This is a genomic window from Streptomyces sp. P13-3-3 (assembly GCF_050571355.1).
Taxonomy (GTDB): domain Bacteria; phylum Actinomycetota; class Actinomycetes; order Streptomycetales; family Streptomycetaceae; genus Streptomyces; species Streptomyces althioticus.
Window position 1 is genome coordinate 4,561,717 of record NZ_CP192228.1, and the last position, 16,615, is coordinate 4,578,331.

The 16,615-nt window shown below is 73.6% G+C and carries 12 protein-coding genes; 4 read left to right on the forward strand and 8 right to left on the reverse strand.

What is annotated here, in order from left to right; genetic code table 11:
• Window positions 1–63: 63 nt before the first annotated feature.
• The 8 genes from ACQZOG_RS20980 to ACQZOG_RS21015 all read right to left on the reverse strand — a co-directional run bounded on the left by ACQZOG_RS20980 (window position 64) and on the right by ACQZOG_RS21015 (window position 12,778).
• Window positions 64–1,716 (reverse strand): M4 family metallopeptidase, encoded by a 1,653-nt coding sequence (locus ACQZOG_RS20980; RefSeq protein ID WP_430741717.1) that lies wholly within the window; start codon window positions 1,714–1,716, stop codon window positions 64–66.
• A 324-nt stretch (window positions 1,717–2,040) separates the two neighbouring features.
• Window positions 2,041–4,086 (reverse strand): M4 family metallopeptidase, encoded by a 2,046-nt coding sequence (locus tag ACQZOG_RS20985; protein ID WP_430741718.1) that lies wholly within the window; start codon window positions 4,084–4,086, stop codon window positions 2,041–2,043.
• A 235-nt stretch (window positions 4,087–4,321) separates the two neighbouring features.
• A complete protein-coding gene (locus ACQZOG_RS20990) occupies window positions 4,322–6,097 on the reverse strand; it encodes an ABC transporter ATP-binding protein (RefSeq protein ID WP_037641673.1) in 1,776 nt (591 codons plus the stop codon).
• 118 nt (window positions 6,098–6,215) lie between these two features.
• Window positions 6,216–6,422: a hypothetical protein gene (locus ACQZOG_RS20995; protein WP_033276051.1), complete on the reverse strand. Its 207-nt coding sequence runs from the start codon at window positions 6,420–6,422 to the stop codon at window positions 6,216–6,218.
• Window positions 6,419–8,140, reverse strand: coding sequence for an ABC transporter ATP-binding protein (locus ACQZOG_RS21000; RefSeq protein ID WP_033276050.1), 1,722 nt, complete (start codon window positions 8,138–8,140; stop codon window positions 6,419–6,421). The genes ACQZOG_RS20995 and ACQZOG_RS21000 overlap by 4 nt, the downstream gene beginning before the upstream one ends.
• Window positions 8,141–8,192: 52 nt before the next feature.
• Entirely contained in the window at window positions 8,193–9,077 is an 885-nt protein-coding gene (locus ACQZOG_RS21005; protein WP_430741719.1) for a fructosamine kinase family protein, read from the reverse strand.
• Window positions 9,078–9,143: 66 nt separating this feature from the next.
• A complete protein-coding gene (locus tag ACQZOG_RS21010) occupies window positions 9,144–10,997 on the reverse strand; it encodes an ABC transporter ATP-binding protein (RefSeq protein WP_354795948.1) in 1,854 nt (617 codons plus the stop codon).
• On the reverse strand, window positions 10,994–12,778 hold the full coding sequence (locus ACQZOG_RS21015) for an ABC transporter ATP-binding protein (protein WP_037641682.1): 1,785 nt from the start codon (window positions 12,776–12,778) through the stop codon (window positions 10,994–10,996). Before ACQZOG_RS21015 ends, ACQZOG_RS21010 begins: the two co-directional genes overlap by 4 nt.
• 221 nt (window positions 12,779–12,999) lie before the next feature.
• Here ACQZOG_RS21015 and ACQZOG_RS21020 point away from each other — a divergent pair, with 221 nt between their 5' ends.
• The 4 genes from ACQZOG_RS21020 to ACQZOG_RS21035 are packed head-to-tail and all read left to right on the forward strand — an operon-like array spanning window position 13,000 to window position 16,607.
• Window positions 13,000–13,902 carry an ATP-binding cassette domain-containing protein gene (locus ACQZOG_RS21020; protein ID WP_430741720.1) on the forward strand — a complete coding sequence of 301 codons (903 nt, stop codon included), beginning with the start codon at window positions 13,000–13,002 and terminating at the stop codon, window positions 13,900–13,902.
• Complete coding sequence (locus ACQZOG_RS21025; protein WP_430741721.1) at window positions 13,899–14,651, forward strand: ABC transporter permease; 753 nt, start codon at window positions 13,899–13,901, stop codon at window positions 14,649–14,651. Before ACQZOG_RS21020 ends, ACQZOG_RS21025 begins: the two co-directional genes overlap by 4 nt.
• Window positions 14,652–14,677: 26 nt before the next feature.
• On the forward strand, window positions 14,678–15,934 hold the full coding sequence (locus ACQZOG_RS21030) for a sensor histidine kinase (protein ID WP_387760111.1): 1,257 nt from the start codon (window positions 14,678–14,680) through the stop codon (window positions 15,932–15,934).
• A complete protein-coding gene (locus tag ACQZOG_RS21035) occupies window positions 15,924–16,607 on the forward strand; it encodes a response regulator (protein ID WP_268267847.1) in 684 nt (227 codons plus the stop codon). Before ACQZOG_RS21030 ends, ACQZOG_RS21035 begins: the two co-directional genes overlap by 11 nt.
• The last annotated feature ends 8 nt before the right edge of the window (window positions 16,608–16,615 follow it).

Consider the following 16,615-nt stretch of genomic DNA (forward strand, 5'->3'; position numbering starts at 1 on the left):
ACGCACCGGCGGCACCCGGAGCGAAGTGCTCCGGGTGCCGCGCGGCACGGGCGGGAACCGGCCTCAGCTGACGTTGACCGCCTTCCAGGCCGCGTTGACCGCCTTGTACTCCGTGCTGTTCGCGCCGTACAGCGCCGACGCCGCGTTCAGGGTGCCCGTGCGGGCCGCCTTGTAGTTGGTCGTCGAGGTGAAGTACGTGGTCAGCGCCTTGTACCAGATCTGCAGCGCCTTGGCGCGGCCGATGCCGGTGACGGTGGAGCCGTCGTACGTCGGCGAGTTGTAGCTCACGCCGTTGATCGTCTTCGAGCCGCTGCCCTCGGCGAGCAGGAAGAAGAAGTGGTTCGCCGGGCCCGAGGAGTAGTGCACGTCGACCGAGCCGAGGCTGGAGGACCAGTAGTCCTTGGACGCGCCGTCCTTGCTCGGCTTGTCCATGTACCGCAGCGGCGTGCCGTCGCCGTTGATGTCGATCTTCTCGCCGATGAGGTAGTCACCGGAGTCGGCGGAGTTGTTCGCATAGAACTCCGCCCCGGCGCCGAAGATGTCGCTGGTCGCCTCGTTCAGGCCGCCGGACTCGCCGCTGTAGCGCAGGCCCGCGGTGACCGAGGTGACGCCGTGGCTCATCTCGTGGCCGGCGACGTCCAGCGAGGTCAGCGGGTGGGTGTTGCCCGTGCCGTCGCCGTAGGTCATGCAGAAGCAGCTGTCCTGCCAGAAGGCGTTGACGTAGTTGCTGCCGTAGTGGACGCGGGAGTAGGCGGCCTTGCCGTCGTTCCTGATGCCGCTGCGCCCGAAGGTGTTCTTGTAGAAGTCCCAGGTGATCTGGGCGCCGTAGGCGGCGTCCACGGCCGCGGTCTGGTCGCTGGAGGAGCTGGAGGCGGTGCCGGTGCCCCAGGTGTCGTCCGCGTCGGTGAACAGGGTGCCGGTGCCGGAGGTGCCGCGCGCCAGGTTGTAGGTCTTGTGACCGCCGCGCGCGGTGTCGTACAGCTGGTACGTCGAGCCGGACTTGTAGGTGCCGAGGGTGACCGTGCCGGAGTAGAGGCTCTTGCCGGTGCCGGTGTGGACGGCCTGCCACTCGTGCAGCTTCTCGCCCGTGGTGGCGTCCGTGATCACGTGCAGCTCGTTCGGGGTGCCGTCCTCCTGGAGGCCGCCGACGACGGTCTCGTAGGCGAGGACGGGCGTGCCCTCGGCGGCCCAGATCACCTTGCGGGGCGCCGAGTCGGCCTCGGTGCGCGCGGAACCGGCCTTCTCGGCGGCGGCGAGCGCCTGCGTCTCCGCCTTGCCCGCGGCGACCTTCGGCGTCACGGAGGCGACGGCGACAGAGGTCTTCACGGCCTTGGTGACGGTTCTGGCGCCGCCCGCCGGCTCGTGCACGACGAGGTCGCCGCCGAGCACGGGCAGCCCGTCGTAGGTGCGCTCGTAGCGGGTGTGGACCGTGCCGTCGACGTCCTTGACGACATCCTTGACGATCAGCTTCTCCTTGGCGCCGAGGCCTATCGCGTCGGCGGTCCCGGAGGCCGTGGACTGCTGCTCCTGGATGAGGGAGGTGCGCGCGGAGGCGGACAGCAGCACGGGGGCGCTGCCCAGGACCGGCTTGCCGGCCGGGGCGGAGTCGGCGGTCGCGGTACCGGTGGCCAGGCCGGTGGTGAGCAGGGCGCCGGCCGCGACGGCGGTGGCGGCGGCCAGGGCGGTACGGCGACGACGCGCGTAGAGGGGAGTCACTCGAAGCTCCTCGGGGGGTGAGTGGGGGTGCCGGACGGTTGGGGGGCCGTCCGGGTGGTGCACCGAGCGAGGGAAGAGTGACACCCGCGACGCGTACATGTCATGAGGGTCGAATGATGTTGGCCGAAAGTAGCCGTCGGGCCGTGTGTTGCGGGTGTGTAAAACCGTGTGACCTCGGCAAAGGCGCAACCCTCGGTGCGTATGGGGTCGGCAAAAAGCGGCGCCGTCCCGGGCGGTCGGAACCACCCGGGACGGCGTCGCGACAGGGTCCGTACGACGACGGGATCCGTACGACGACGGAATCCGTACGACGACGGGGTCCGCCTACGGGAAGGTCAGGCTCCAGCCGTTGATGTAGCCGGTGTCGTAGCGGGCCGTGTCCTGGACCCGAAGCCGCCAGGTGCCGTTGGCCGTCTCCGACGAGGCGTTGACCGTGTACGTCTCGTTGATGTTGTCCGCCGAACCGCCGGTGCGGTTGCGGAGGCGGTACGAGGTGCCGTCCGGGGCCACCAGGTCGACGACCAGGTCACCGCTCCACGTGTGCACGATGTCCACCGCGACCTGGAGGTTGGCCGGCGCGTTGCCGGTGCGGCCGGTGACGGTGATCGCGGACGTCACCGCGGCGCCGGCGTCCGGGATCGCCACGTCGGTGGTCGACTCGAAGGTGGTGCCGCCGCCCCCGGGACCGCCGGAGCGGGTGCCGACGTTGACGGCCGCCCAGGCGTCCTGCACCGCCTTGTACTCGGCGCTGTCCGTGCCGTACAGCTCACCGGTCGCCGCCAGGGTGCCGGTGCGGGCCGCCGCGTAGTTCGTGGTGGAGGTGAACTTCGTGGTGAGCGCGCGGAACCAGATCTTCTCCGCCTTGGCGCGGCCGATGCCGGTGACCGGCAGGCCGTCGGAGGTGGGGGAGTCGTAGGTGACCCCGTTGATGGTCTTCGTACCGCTGCCCTCGCTCAGCAGGTAGAAGAAGTGGTTCGCCACGCCCGACGAGTAGTGGACGTCGATCGAGCCGATGCCGGAGTACCAGGAGTCCTTGGACCGGCCGTCCTTGCTCGGCTTGTCCATGTACCGCAGCGGGGTGCCGTTCCCGTTGATGTCGATCTCCTCGCCGATGAGGTAGTCACCCACGTCGGAGGAGTTGTTGGCGTAGAACTCGACGGTCGAGCCGAAGATGTCGCTCGTCGCCTCGTTGAGGCCGCCGGACTCGCCGCTGTAGACCAGGCCCGCGGTGGCCGAGGTGAGGCCGTGCGACATCTCGTGCGCGGCCACGTCGATCGAGGTGAGCGGGTTGGCGTTGCCGGAGCCGTCGCCGTAGGTCATGCAGAAGCAGCTGTCCGACCAGAAGGCGTTGACGTAGTTGTTGCCGTAGTGGACCCGGGAGTACGCGCCGACGCCGTCCCCGCGGATGCCGGTGCGGCCGTGCACGTTCTTGTAGTAGTCCCAGGTCAGCGCCGCCCCGTAGTGGGCGTCCGCGCCGGCCGACTCCGCGTTGGAGGGACTGCCGTTGCCCCAGACGTCGTCGGAGCCGGAGAACAGCGTCCCGGTGCCGGAGGTGCCGCGGTTGAGGTTGTACGTCTTGTGTCCGCCGCGCGCGCCGTCGGTGAGGTTGTACGTCGAGCCCGACTGGGTGGTCGTCAGGTCGACGGTGCCGCTGTAGACCGTGTGGCCGGTGCCGTTCTGCACGGCCTGCCACTCGTACAGCTTCTCGCCCGTGGTGGCGTCGGTGACGACGTGCAGCTCCTGCGGGGTGCCGTCGTGCTGGAGGCCGCCGACCACCGTCTCGTACGCGACGACCGGCTTGCCGTCCGCCGCCCAGATCACCTTGCGCGGGGCCCGGTCGACGTCCGCGCCCTCGGCCTTCTCGGCCTGCGCGGCGGACAGGGCCTGCGCCTCGGCCTTCGCGGCCGGCACCTTCGCGGCGGTGGTGGCGGGCTTCACCGCGGCGCGGGTCGCCTTGACGACCCTGTCCGCCTCGCCGGCCGAGTCACCCTGGACGATCAGGTCGCCGCCGAGGACGGGCAGCCCGTCGTAGGTGCGCTCGTAGCGGACGTGCACGGTGCCGTCGCGGTCCTTGAGGACGTCGCGGACGACGAGCTTCTCCTTCGCGCCCAGACCGAGGTCCTTCGCGGTCTCGGCCTTGACGGAGTCCGCCTGGCGCATCAGCGCGGCACGCTGGGCGGGGGTGAGCTTGACCGGCTCCGAGCCGGGCGCGGCGGCGCTCGCGGTCCGGGGCGCCGTGCCGGGGGCGGCGGTGGCGGCGCCGGACTGGACGGCCGTGGCGATCAGCGCGGCCACGCCGGCCAGGGCGACGGCGGCGACGCGGCGCTGCGCGGTGCGGGGGGTGCGTCTGTGGGACGTCCTGCTTCTCAACGCTGACTCCTTCTGCGGGGCCGCGGGGGTACGCGGCCTGGGGAGACCGGCCGGCGGGTCAGCCGGCCGGGCAGAACGGAAGTGCTCCGAGCAGTGACCGCCGCACAACGGGCAGCCGAAGCTGTGGGGTTGCTGTGAAGCGGCCGTGGGAAGAGTGGCAGGGGATCGCGGTTTCTGTCAGGAGCGCGTCAGGAAGTTGGCCGGATTCCGTTCGGTCTCCGGAAGGGGGCGTCCGTTATACGGACGACGGCGGGACGCCGCCCGTCCCGTCCCCGTGCCACGAGCGCCACAACGCCGCGTACACCCCGTCCTCCGCCACCAGGGTGTCGTGCGTGCCCAGTTCGGAGAGGCGGCCGTCCTCCATCACGGCCACCCGGTCCGCGTCGTGCGCGGTGTGCAGCCGGTGCGCGACGGCGACGACCGTACGGCCCTCCAGCACGGCGGCCAGCGCGCGCTCCGCGTGCCGGGCGGTCGCCGGGTCGAGCAGGGCCGTCGCCTCGTCCAGTACCAGCGTGTGCGGGTCGGCCAGCACCACGCGGGCCAGGGCGAGTTGCTGCGCCTGGGGTCCGTCGGTGGCGTGGCCGCCCTCGCCCAGCTCGGTGTCCAGCCCGCACGGCAGCTCACGTACCCAGCCGTCCGCGCCCACCACGGCCAGCGCCGCCCACAGCTCCCCGTCCCCGGCGTCCGGCGCGGCGATCCGCAGATTGTCCCGGACCGACCCCAGGAAGACATGGTGCTCCTGGGTCACCAGCACCACCTGCCGCCGCAGCCGCTCGGGGTCCAGCGCCGCCACCGGCACCCCGCCCACGGTCACGCTCCCGGCGGCCGGCGCGTCCACCCCCGCCAGCAGCCGGCTCAGCGTGGTCTTGCCCGCGCCCGACGGCCCGACCACCGCCAGCCGTTCGCCCGGCGTCAGCGTCAGGTCCACCCCCCGCAGCACCTCACCGCCCCCGTCGTACGCGTAGCGCACACCGGTCACGTCGATGCGGTCGTCCGCCGGGTCGGGAGCGTCGCTGCGCCCGGCCGCGCGCGGCGCCTGGGCCAGGCCCTCCACCCTGGCGAACGAGGCCCCGCTGGACTGGAGCTGCTCCAGCCGCATCAGCACCTCGTCCAGCGGGCCGCTCAACTGCAGCAGGTACAGCGACGTCGCCACGACCGCGCCCAGGCTCACCGCGTCCCGCGCGAGCAGCCATCCGCCGCACAGCAGCACCCCCGCCACCGGCACGATGTACGACAGCTCGACCACCGGGAAGAACACCGACCGCAGGAACAGCGTGCGCATACGGGCGCGGCGGGACGTCTCCAGCGCCTCCCGGCTCGCCCGGATCCGCCGCTCCTCCATCCGGAACGCCTCCACCGTGCGGGCGCCCGCCGCCGTCGACGCGACCACCTCCGCGACGTCCGAGTTGGCCGCGCCCTCGGCGAGGTACGCGTCCCTGGCCCGCCGCAGGTACCAGCGCAGCACCAGCCAGATCGGGGTGAGGCACAGCAGCCCCAGCGCGCCCAGCAGCGGGTCCACGACCAGGATCGCGACCATCACGAACAGCGACTGCACCAGGTTGACCAGCAGTGAGGGTCCGGCGTCGCGCAGCGTGGTGCCGACGGCGGTCACGTCCGCCGTGCCCCGCGTCGTCAGATCGCCGGTGCCGGCCCGCTCCACGACGGCGGACGGCAGCGCCAGCGCCCGGTCCACGAACCGCTCACGCACCCGCGCCAGCGTCCGCTCCCCGAACCGGTGGCCCACGTAACGGGCCCACCGGGACAGCAGCAGCTGCGCCACCGCGCACGCCAGGATGACCGGGGCCAGCCGGTCCACCACGGCGGTGCCGCCGCCCGCCCGCACCTCGTCGACGATCCGCCCGAGCAGCCACGGCCCGGCCAGCCCGGCGAGGGCGGCCGCGCCGTTCAGCGCCAGCACACCCGCGAACGCCCGCCCGTCGGCCCGCACCAGCTCCCCGGCGGCCCGCCGCACATCACCCGGCTCCGCCACCGGCAGTCGTTCCGCGCTCATCGGGGGACCTCCTGGGTGACGTTCCGTTCGGCGTCCCGGACCGCCGCGTTGGTCTCTGCCAGCTCCCCAAGCGTCCCCGGCACATCGCCCGGCTCCGCCACTGGCAGTCGTTCCGCGCTCATCGGGGGACCTCCTGGTGGGTGTCCTGTCCGGCGTCGTGGGCGACCTTGTGGCCGTGTTCCGGCTCTTCGGGCAGCCGGTGGTGGGCGCCGCTCGCCGACGCCTTGGCGGCGGTCGGGGGACGCCGACGGTCGGCCGGCGCGCGCTCCCCGGCGGCCCGCCGCACATCACCCGGTTCCGCCACAGGCAGTCGTTCCGCGCTCATCGGGCCACCTCCTCGGTGGCGTCCTGCTCCGCGTCCCTGGCCACCAGGCGTCGGTACTCCGGCTCACCTTCCAGCAGTTCACGATGCGAGCCGCTCGCCGTCACCTTGCCGTCGGACAGGAACAGCACCCGGTCGGCCCGGTCGAGGACCAGCGGTGAGGTGGTGACCAGCACCGTGGTCCGGCCCTCGCGCTCCGTGCGCAGCCGGTCGGCGACCAGCGCCTCGGTGTGCGCATCGAGCGCCGAGGTCGGCTCCACCGCCAGCAGCACCTCCGGGTCGGCGAGCAGCGCCCGCGCCAGCCGGACCCGCTGCCGCTGACCGCCGGACAGGCTGCGGCCCTGCGCGGACACCACCGAGTCGAGGCCGTCCGGCAGCCCGCGCACCACGTCGTCGGCCGCCGCCGCGTGCAGTGCGCCCAGCACCCGCGCGTCGGACGCCCCGCCCCGGCCCGCGACCACCTCGCGCAGCGGGCCCGCGAAGAGCGCGGCCTCCGGTTCGGCGACCAGGATCCGCTCCCGCACCCGGGCGAGCGCCACCTCGTCCAGCCGGACCCCGCCCCACATGACGTCGGACGGCGTGTACCGGCCCAGCCGGTCCACCACGGCCACCGCGTCCGCCGGCCGGGCACAGACCAGCGCGGTCAGCCGCCCCGGCAGCACCCGCACCCCGGACTGCGGGTCCTCCAGCGTGGACGGTTCGGCCGGCGGTTCGGCGGTGGCCGCGTCCGGCGGCGGCTGGATCCGCAGCAGCGCCGCCACCCGGCCGGCCGCGACCACGCCCCGGCTGAGGTAGTAGCCGCACTCGATCAGGAACATCACCGGCCACACCAGGACGGTCACGTACCCGTACACCGACACCAGTTCGCCGACGGTGATCTCCCCCTGCGCGGCCTGCCGGGCGGCGATCCACGTCACCACCGCGAGGAACAGCGCCGGCAGGCCCGCGGCCAGCGCCTGCATCCAGCTGGTCACCGCCCCCACCCGGTAGCCCTGCTCCCGCAGCCGCCCCGAGTCGCGGCGGAACGCGTCCGCGACCAGCCCCTTGCCGCCGAGCCCGCTCAGCACCCGCAGCCCGCCCGCGAGATCCCCGATCCGCGCGGTCAGCACGCCCTGCCTCTCGCGGTACTCCGTCTCCGCGCCCTGCAGCCGCCCGGCGAGCGGTCCCACCACCAGCCCGATCACCGGCACCCCCAGCACCACCACCGCGGCCAGCAGCGGAGACACCGTCAGCAGCAGCCCCGCCACCGCCGCGTACGCCACGACCGCGCCGAACCCCGGGCCGACGGCGGTGAGGGACTGGGCGATCACCTGCACGTCCCCCACGCCGATGGTGACGACCTCCCCGGCTGCCGCCCGCCGGTCCAGCGCTGCGCCCAGCCGCACGGTGTGCCCGACGACCACCTTCACCGTGCGGAAGTTGGCGTCCATCCGCACCTGCGTCATCGTGCGGTGCCGCATCATGCTCAGCCAGGCGTTGAAGGCGGTCACCAGGACCAGCAGACCGGCCCAGCCGGCCAGCGCCCCCATGTCGCCCGTCCCCAGCCCGTCGTCCACCGCCCGGGACATCAGGTACGGCGTGGACGCCAGCAGCACCATCCACACGCTGCCGTACACCGCCCCCGCCAGGCAGCGCCCCGGCTGCCGGCGCACCAGCCACCACAGATAGCGGGCACCGCCGCGCCCGTCGGGCGTGCCGGGATCCCCGTAGGTGTCGATCACGTGCGCTGTCCTCCCCCTGCGGCCCGGCGGCCGGCGTGCCTCGTCGGTCGTCTCACGGGCGCTCCCGGAACGGCGCGAGCGTGGCCCGTACGTGTTCGGCGGCGCCCCAGTCGGGCTCGAACTGGGCGATCACGGCCAGGTGCTGCCGCAGCTGGAGGACGGGCATCCGCTCCCGCCAGCCGGCGTCGAGACCGGTCAGCTCCGCGTACCGCTCGAAGAACACCCGCGCCTCGGGTGGCGGTGCGGTCGTCCACAGGTGGGCGAGGTCCACCTCGGCCCAGGTGTACGACACGGCCGGGTCGATCAGCGCGGGCCGGCCGTCGGGGGCGGCCATCACGTTCTGCGCCCACAGGTCGCCGTGGGTCAGGCACGCGGGCCGGTCCGGCAGCAGCTCGGGCAGCCGGTCGCACAGCCGCTCCAGCGCGCGGCGGTCGGCGGCGTCCAGCGCCTCACGGACCCGGGGCTCCTCCAGCCAGCGCAGCAGACGGTGCCGGGCGAAGAACTCGAACGCGTCGTCGGTCCAGGTGTTGACCTGGCGGCGGCGGCCCAGCCAGTTGTCCCGGTGCCAGCCGAACCGGTCGTGGCGCGTGGTGGTGTGCAGGCGGGCGAACGCGTGCGCGCACGCCTCCCAGAACGCCTCCGTGTCCGGCCGCGCCCGCAGCACCGACAGCACCAGCAGGTCCCGGTCCGCGCGCACGACGTCCGGCGTGACCACACCGCCCGCCTCGCGCAGCACGGCCAGCCCCTCGGCCTCCGCGGCGAAGGCGTCGTCCGCCGGCGGCTCGCCGAACGCCTTCACGAACAGCGGGGTGCCGTCCGCGCGGCGGGCCAGACCCGCGGTCGCGGCGAGACCCCCGGACGCCGGCTCGACCGCGCCGACGTCCGTGAGACCCGCCGCGTGCAGCCGCGCGAGCAGCATCGACGTCGCCTCCGTCACGGGTGTGCTCCTCTCGGTCGGTCCCCCGGCACGCCCCCGGGAGCGGGCCCGCGACGGCGGCACGCGTCAGGCCAGGCTGTCCCGCCAGGCCCGGTGCAGGTCCGCGAACCGGCCCGTGCCGCCGACGAGTTCGTCCGGGCTGCCGTCCTCCACGATCCGCCCGTGCTCCATCACCAGCACGCGGTCCGCGATCTCCACGGTGGACAGACGGTGCGCGATCACCACCGCCGTACGGCCCTTCAGCACCGTGGCCATCGCCCGCTGCACCGCCCGCTCGCCGGGGACGTCCAGCGAGCTGGTCGCCTCGTCGAGGATCAGCACCGCCGGGTCCGCGAGCAGCGCCCGCGCGAACGCCACCAGCTGCCGCTGTCCCGCCGAGATGCGTCCGCCGCGCTTGCGGACGTCCGTGTCGTAGCCGTCGGGCAGGGCGGCGATGAAGTCGTGCGCTCCGATCTCCCTGGCCGCCTGCTCGATCTCCTCGCGGGTGGCCTCCGGACGGCCGATGGAGATGTTCTCGGCGACCGTCCCGGAGAACAGGAACGCCTCCTGGGTCACCATCACCACCTCGCGCCGCAGATCCCGTCCCGTCAGGTCGCGCAGGTCGACCCCGTCGAGCAGCACCCGTCCGTCGCTCGGGTCGTAGAAGCGGGCGAGCAGCTTCGCCAGCGTCGACTTGCCCGCGCCCGTGGAGCCGACCACGGCGACGGTCTGCCCGGCCGGCAGGGTGAGGCCGAAGCGGGGCAGCACCTCGCCGCCGGTGCGGTACGCGAACCGCACGTCGTCGAAGACCACCTCCCGCCCGGGGAGACCGGAGCGCCGCCCCGGCAGCTCGCGGGGCGCCGCCGGCTCGGGCACGGACGGGGTCTGCGCGAGCAGGCCTGCGATCTTCTCCAGCGAGGCCGCCGCCGACTGGTAGGAGTTGAGGAACATGCCCAGCCGGTCGATCGGGTCGTACAGCCGCCGCAGATAGAGCACGGCCGCCGCCAGCACACCCAGCGCCAGCGTCTCCCCGGCCACCCGGTAGGCGCCCCACAGCACGATCAGCGCGACCGTGGTGTTCGCGGTCACCCGGGAGCCGACGACGTAACGGGCCATCTCCAGCAGCGCGTCGCCGTTGGTCTTCTCGTGCCGCCGGTTCAGCACCGCGAAGTCGGCGTCGTTGGCCTTCTCGCGGCGGAAGGCGCGCACCGGGCGGATGCCGTTCATCGTCTCGACGAACTTCACGATCACCGCGGCGATCGCCGTCGACCGCTTCCGGTACACCCGCTGCGCCCGCCGCTGGTAGGACCGCACCAGCAGGTACAGCGGCACGAACGACGCCACCGCGACCGCGCCGAGACCCAGGTCCAGCCAGAGCAGCAGCACCGAGATGTACACGGCGGACAGAATGGTCATCACCAGTTCCTGCAGGCCCTCCTCCAGCAGCTCCCGCAGCGACTCGACGTCGGTGGTGGAGCGGGAGATCAGCCGGCCGGAGGTGTACCGCTCGTGGAAGTCCACGCTCAGCGCCTGCGCGTGCCGGAAGATCCGGCCGCGCAGGTCCAGGAGCACGTCCTGGCTGACCCGGGCGGAAGCGGTGATGAACGCGTACTGCAGCGCCCCGGCCGCCGACGCGCACAGCAGATAGCCCGCCGCCACCGCGAACAGCGGCCCGTGGTCGCTGTCGCGGAACGCGGGCACCGCGCTGTCGATCGCGTACGCCACCAGCAGCGGGCCCGCCTGCACGGCGGCCTGCTGGAGCAGCAGCAACAGCGCGGTCAGCGCCACCCGGCCGCGCATCGGCGCGAGCAGGGAGCGCAGCAGCGCGCCGGTGGCGCCCGGGGGAGTGGGCAGCACGTCCCGGTCGAAGGGGTCGCCCGACTCCTGCGGGGTCCGGTCGTCGTCCTCGTCGCGGACCGGTGCGGTCGTGGCCGCCGTCATCGCTGCTCCTCCAGTTCCTCCGCCGGGTCGCCCGACATGAGGTGGGCGTACTCGGCATTGCCGCGCAGCAGTTCGTGATGGGTGCCGACCGCCGTGATACGCCCGCCGGACAGCAGCGCCACCCGGTCGGCGAGCAGCACGGTGGACGGGCGGTGCGCCACGATCAGCGCCGTGGTGTCGGCGAGGACCCGGCGCAGCGCGGCCTCGACCGCGGCCTCGGTGTGCACGTCCAGCGCGGACAGCGGGTCGTCCAGCACCAGGAAGTCGGGCCGCCCCACGACCGCGCGGGCGAGCGCGAGCCGCTGCCGCTGCCCGCCGGACAGGCTCAGGCCCTGCTCGCCGACCTGGGTCGCGGTGCCCTGGGGCAGCGCGTGGGCGAAGTCGGCCTGGGCGACGGCCAGGGCGCGGTCCAGGTCCTCCTCGCCGCTGCCGCCGCCCATCAGGACGTTCTCGCCGACGGTCGCGGAGAACAGCGTGGGCTCCTCGAAGGCGACGGCGACCCGGGAGCGCAGTTCGTCCCGGGACATGTCCCTGATGTCCCGCCCGTCGAGGGTGACGCGCCCCTCGGTGACCTCGTGCAGCCGGGGCACCAGCGCGGTCAGCGTGGTCTTGCCGCTGCCGGTCGCCCCGACCAGCGCCAGCGACTCGCCGGGCCGGATGTGCAGGTCGACGCGGTCCAGCACGGGCGGCGAGCCCTCGGGCGCGTCCGGGTAGCGGAAGGTGACGTTCTCGAACCGCAGCCCTTCCCGGGGGCCGCCGTCCTTCGCCGGGGACGCCGGGCCGCCCGACTCCGGCTCCGCGTCCATCACCTCGAAGTACCGCTCGGTGGCCGTCGCCGCCTCCTGGCTCATCGCCAGCAGGAAGCCGATCGAGTCCACCGGCCAGCGCAGCGCCAGCGCCGTGGACAGGAACGCCACCAGGGTGCCCGCCGACAGCTCGCCGTCCGCCACCTGCACCGCGCCCAGCACCAGCGCCGCGCCGATGGCCAGTTCGGGCAGCGTCACGATGATGCCGAGGATCGTCGCCAGCAGCCGCGCCTTGTGCAGCTCCGTGCCCCGCAGCTTCCCCGACAGCTCGCGGAACGCCCGCGCCTGGCTGCGGTGCCGGCCGAACCCCTTGATGATCCGGATGCCGAGCACGCTCTCCTCGACCACGGTCGTCAGATCGCCCACCTGGTCCTGCGCCTGCCGCGCCGCCCGCGAGTACTGCTTCTCGAACACCACGCAGGTGATCAGCACGGGCACCGCCGGGATCAGGATGACCAGCCCCAGCGTCCAGTCCTGGACCAGCATGATGCTCACGCCGACCAGGATCGTCACGCCGTTGACCAGCAGGAACGTCAGCGGGAACGCGAGGAACATGCGCAGCAGCATGAGGTCCGTGGTGGCCCGGGACAGCAGCTGGCCCGAGGCCCAGCGGTCGTGGAAGGCGATCGGCAGCCGCTGGAGATGGCGGTACAGATCGGCGCGCATCTCCGCCTCGACGTGCGACAGGGGCCGCGCCACCAGCCAGCGCCGGAACCCGAACAGCAGCGCCTCCGCCAGCCCGAGCAGCAGCAGGTACAGCGCCCCGAGCCACACCCCCGCCGGGTCACGGTCGGCGATGGGGCCGTCGACCATCCACTTGAGCACCAGCGGGATGACGAGACCTATGCAGGACGCCAGGACGGCGATGAACGCGGCGGTGAACAGGCGCGTCCGCACAGGCCGCACGTACGGCCACAGCCGTAGCAGCGTCCGCACGGTGGAGCGGGGTTCCCGGGGAGAAGGTGTAGTGGGCATCAGCAGTGAGAGTACGGTTCGCCACTGACGCTGCCCACCGAATTCCGGCCCGGTCCGCCTCGGCCGTGAGTCCTACGACCGGCGCCACGGTCCCGCCCCACCTCGGTGAACGCCCGTCACGGGGCCCGGGAGTCGTACCACTCCATCGGCCGATCGGACGATGCGCGGCCGAGCGCGACGGCCGATGTGCGCGCGCCCCGTCCACCACGACACTGACCGTCATGTCCGTCATCGACGTCACCGACCTGCGCAAGGCCTACGGCGGCAGGACCGCCGTCGACGGGGTGTCCTTCTCCGTCGACGAGGGCGAGATCTTCGGGATTCTCGGTCCCAACGGCGCCGGCAAGACCACCACCGTGGAGTGCGTGGAGGGGCTGCGCGTCCCCGATTCCGGCCGGATCCGGGTCGCCGGGCTCGACCCCGTCACCGACCACGACGAGGTCACCCGGGTTCTCGGCGCGCAACTCCAGGAGAGCGAACTCCAGCCGAAGCTGACCGTCCGCGAGGCCCTGGAGCTCTACGCCTCCTTCCACCGCCGCCCCGCCGACTGGCGCCCGCTCGCCGAACGCCTCGGCCTCACCGAGAAGCTGGCCACCCGGTTCGCGAAGCTGTCCGGCGGCCAGAAGCAGCGCCTGTTCATCGCGCTCGCCCTCATCGGCAACCCGCGGATCGTCGTGCTGGACGAGCTGACCACCGGTCTCGACCCGCGCGCCCGGCGGGACACCTGGGAACTCATCGAGGACGTCCGCGCCGGCGGCGTCACCGTCCTGCTCGTCACCCACTTCATGGAGGAGGCCCAGCGCCTCTGCGACCGGATCGCGGTCATCGACCAGGGACGCGTCGCCGCCCTCGACACCCCCGCGGGACTGGTCCGCCGCTCGGCCGGGGCCACCGTCATCAGCTTCACCCCGTCCGCCCCGCTCGACGACGCCGACCTGAACGCGCTGCCCGGGCTCGCCTCGGTGGCCCGGAAGGACGGCCGGATCACCCTGTCCGGCACCGACGACACGGTCAACGCCGTCCTCACCCTCCTCGCCCGCTCCCGCGTCACCGCCCACCAGCTGCGCGTCACCGACGCCACGCTGGACGACGCCTTCCTCGACCTCACGGAGAGCCCCGCATGAGCACCACCGGACTCGTGAACACGGCAGTGCTGCGCACCGAGTTCCGCCTCTTCCGGCGCGAACCCGCCGGCATCTTCTGGATCATGCTCTTCCCGACCCTCCTGCTGGCGATCCTCGGCTCCATCCCGTCCTTCCGGGAGGCCGACCCGGCCCTCGGCGGACTGCGCCCGGTCGACGCCTACGTACCGGTCGCCCTCCTCCTCGGCCTGATCATCGGCGGGCTCCAGGGCATGCCGCCCACCCTCACCGGCTACCGCGAGACCGGCATCCTGCGCCGGATGTCCACCACACCGGTCCGCCCCTCCGCCCTGCTCGCCGCGCAGATGACGGTGCTCGGCGCCGCCTCCCTGGTGTCCGCGCTGCTCACCTTCGCCGTCGGCCGCCTCGCCTTCGACGTAGCCCTGCCGGAACAGCCCCTCGGCCACCTCCTCGCGCTGCTGCTCGCCCTGGCCGCCTCCCTCGCGTTCGGCGCGCTGCTCAGCGCCCTGGCCCGCACGGCGAAGATCGCGACGGCGGTCGGCTCCACCGCGCTGTTCCCGATGATGTTCACCGCGGGTGTGTGGCTGCCCGTCGGGGCCATGCCCGACCTGATGGCCGACATCGTCGGCTGGACCCCGTTCGGCGCGGCAGCGCAGGCCCTCGGCGAGGCGTCGGCGGGCCACTGGCCGGGAACGGGGCACCTGGCGGTGACGGCGGGGTGGGCGGTGCTGCTCACCGCGGGCGCGGTGCGGTGGTTCCGCTGGGAGTGAGGACGGCGGTGCCGGACACTGGTGCGATGACGGAATCGGCCCGACTCGAGGACCGCTGGGCGGTGTTCGACCGCTGGGGCCCCTACGGACTGCTCCTGCTGGGCGCCGTGCTGGCCTGGGCGACCACCGACGCCCTCGGCATGAGCACCGGCGAACGGCGGACCGCCGGCGCCCTCACCGCCGGTGCCGTCGCCGTGGAGCTGTGGTGGGGCGTGCGGTCACGCACCCGGCCGCCCGGGCCGTCCGCGGCGGGCATCCGCCAGTACGTCCTGCGCTGGGGCCTCGGCTTCGCCCTGACCTGGCTGAACCCGCTGTTCGCCTTCTACGCAGTCATCGGCTACTTCAGCACCGAGCGCCTGCTGCCGCGTGCGCTGCGCAAGGCGGGCCTGTGCGCCACCGCCGTGACCTTGGCCGGTTCCCAGTCGGGCGGGCTGCCGCCGCACGACGGCCTCGGCTGGACGCTCTTCGGCGCCCTCCTGGCCGCCAACGGCGTCCTGGTCCTGCTCTTCGGGCACTTCGCCGACCTGGAGGAGGACCGCGGCCGGGCCCGTGTGGCGACCATCGCCGAACTCGAACGCACCAACACCGCGTTGCAGCAGGCGCTCGACGAGAACGCCGCCCTGCACTCCCAACTGCTCGTCCAGGCGCGGGAGGCCGGCGTCGCAGACGAGCGCCGCAGGCTCGCCGCCGAGATCCACGACACGCTGGCCCAGGGCCTCACCGGCATCATCGCCCAGCTCCAGGTCGCCGCGAACACCCCCGACCCGGCCGCCGGCCGCGACCGTCTGGACCGGGCGCTCGCCCTGGCCCGCGAGAGCCTCGGCGAGGCCCGCCGCTCCGTGCACAACCTCGCCCCGGTCGCGCTCGCCGACGGCGGACTGCCCGAGGCGCTGAAGCGGACCGTCACCGAGTGGGGCGAACGCACCGACGTGCGGGCCCAGTTCACCGTCACCGGGACCGCCGAGCCGCTGCACGACGAGATCGCGGCCACCCTGCTGCGCATCGCCCAGGAGGCCCTCTCCAACACCGCGCGCCACGCGGGCGCCACCCGCGCTGGCGTGACCCTCTCCTACATGGGCGACGAGGTCACCCTCGACATCCGCGACGACGGCCGCGGGTTCGACCCGCTCGCCGTCCCCGCGCACACCTCCGCCGGCGGCTTCGGCCTGGACGGCATGCGGGCCCGCGCCGAACGCGTCGCCGGGTCCCTCACGGTCGAGTCCGAGCCGGGCGGCGGCACGGCGGTCTCGGCTCGCGTACCGTTGGTCCGCCATGACCCCTGACGCCGCCCCCGACGAGGCCGCCGAGGCCGCCGAGGCCGTGCCCGTGATCACCCTGCTCGTCGTCGACGACCACCCCGTCGTCCGCGACGGCCTGCGCGGCATGTTCGAGTCCGCGCCCGGCTTCCGCGTGCTCGGCGAGGCGGCCGACGGCGCGGCGGCGCTCCGACGGGCGGCGGAGCTGGACCCCGACGTGATCCTCATGGACCTGCGCATGCCCGGCACGGGCGGCGTGGAGGCCATCCGGGAGCTGACCCGGCGGGGCGCCCGCGCCCGGGTGCTGGTGCTCACCACGTACGACACCGACTCCGACACGCTGCCCGCGATCGAGGCGGGCGCGACCGGCTATCTGCTCAAGGACGCGCCGCGCGAGGAGCTGTTCACCGCCGTCCGCGCCGCGGCCCAGGGGCGTTCCGTGCTGTCCCCGGCCGTCGCCTCCCGGCTGGTGTCCGCCGTCCGCGCGCCCCGCACCCCGGGCGCGGAACCGCTGTCCGCGCGGGAGCGGGAGGTGCTGGCGCTGGTCGCCAGGGGCACCTCCAACCGGGAGATCGCCCGTGAGCTGTTCATCAGCGAGGCCACGGTGAAGACGCACCTGACGCACATCTTCGCCAAGCTGGGCGCCAAGGACCGTGCGGCGGCCGTGGCGACGGCGTACGACCGGGGCATCCTCGGCTGACCGCGGGG

Excerpts from the sequence above, each read along its gene's own strand:
- ACQZOG_RS20990 (WP_037641673.1), bottom strand. The coding sequence starts at position 6,097 with ATGAGCGCGGAACGACTGCCGGTGGCGGAGCCGGGTGATGTGCGGCGG.
- ACQZOG_RS20995 (WP_033276051.1), bottom strand. The coding sequence starts at position 6,422 with ATGAGCGCGGAACGACTGCCTGTGGCGGAACCGGGTGATGTGCGGCGG.
- ACQZOG_RS21010 (WP_354795948.1), bottom strand. The coding sequence starts at position 10,997 with ATGACGGCGGCCACGACCGCACCGGTCCGCGACGAGGACGACGACCGG.
- ACQZOG_RS21015 (WP_037641682.1), bottom strand. The coding sequence starts at position 12,778 with ATGCCCACTACACCTTCTCCCCGGGAACCCCGCTCCACCGTGCGGACG.
- ACQZOG_RS21020 (WP_430741720.1), top strand. The coding sequence starts at position 13,000 with ATGTCCGTCATCGACGTCACCGACCTGCGCAAGGCCTACGGCGGCAGG.
- ACQZOG_RS21025 (WP_430741721.1), top strand. The coding sequence starts at position 13,899 with ATGAGCACCACCGGACTCGTGAACACGGCAGTGCTGCGCACCGAGTTC.
- ACQZOG_RS21030 (WP_387760111.1), top strand. The coding sequence starts at position 14,678 with ATGACGGAATCGGCCCGACTCGAGGACCGCTGGGCGGTGTTCGACCGC.
- ACQZOG_RS21035 (WP_268267847.1), top strand. The coding sequence starts at position 15,924 with ATGACCCCTGACGCCGCCCCCGACGAGGCCGCCGAGGCCGCCGAGGCC.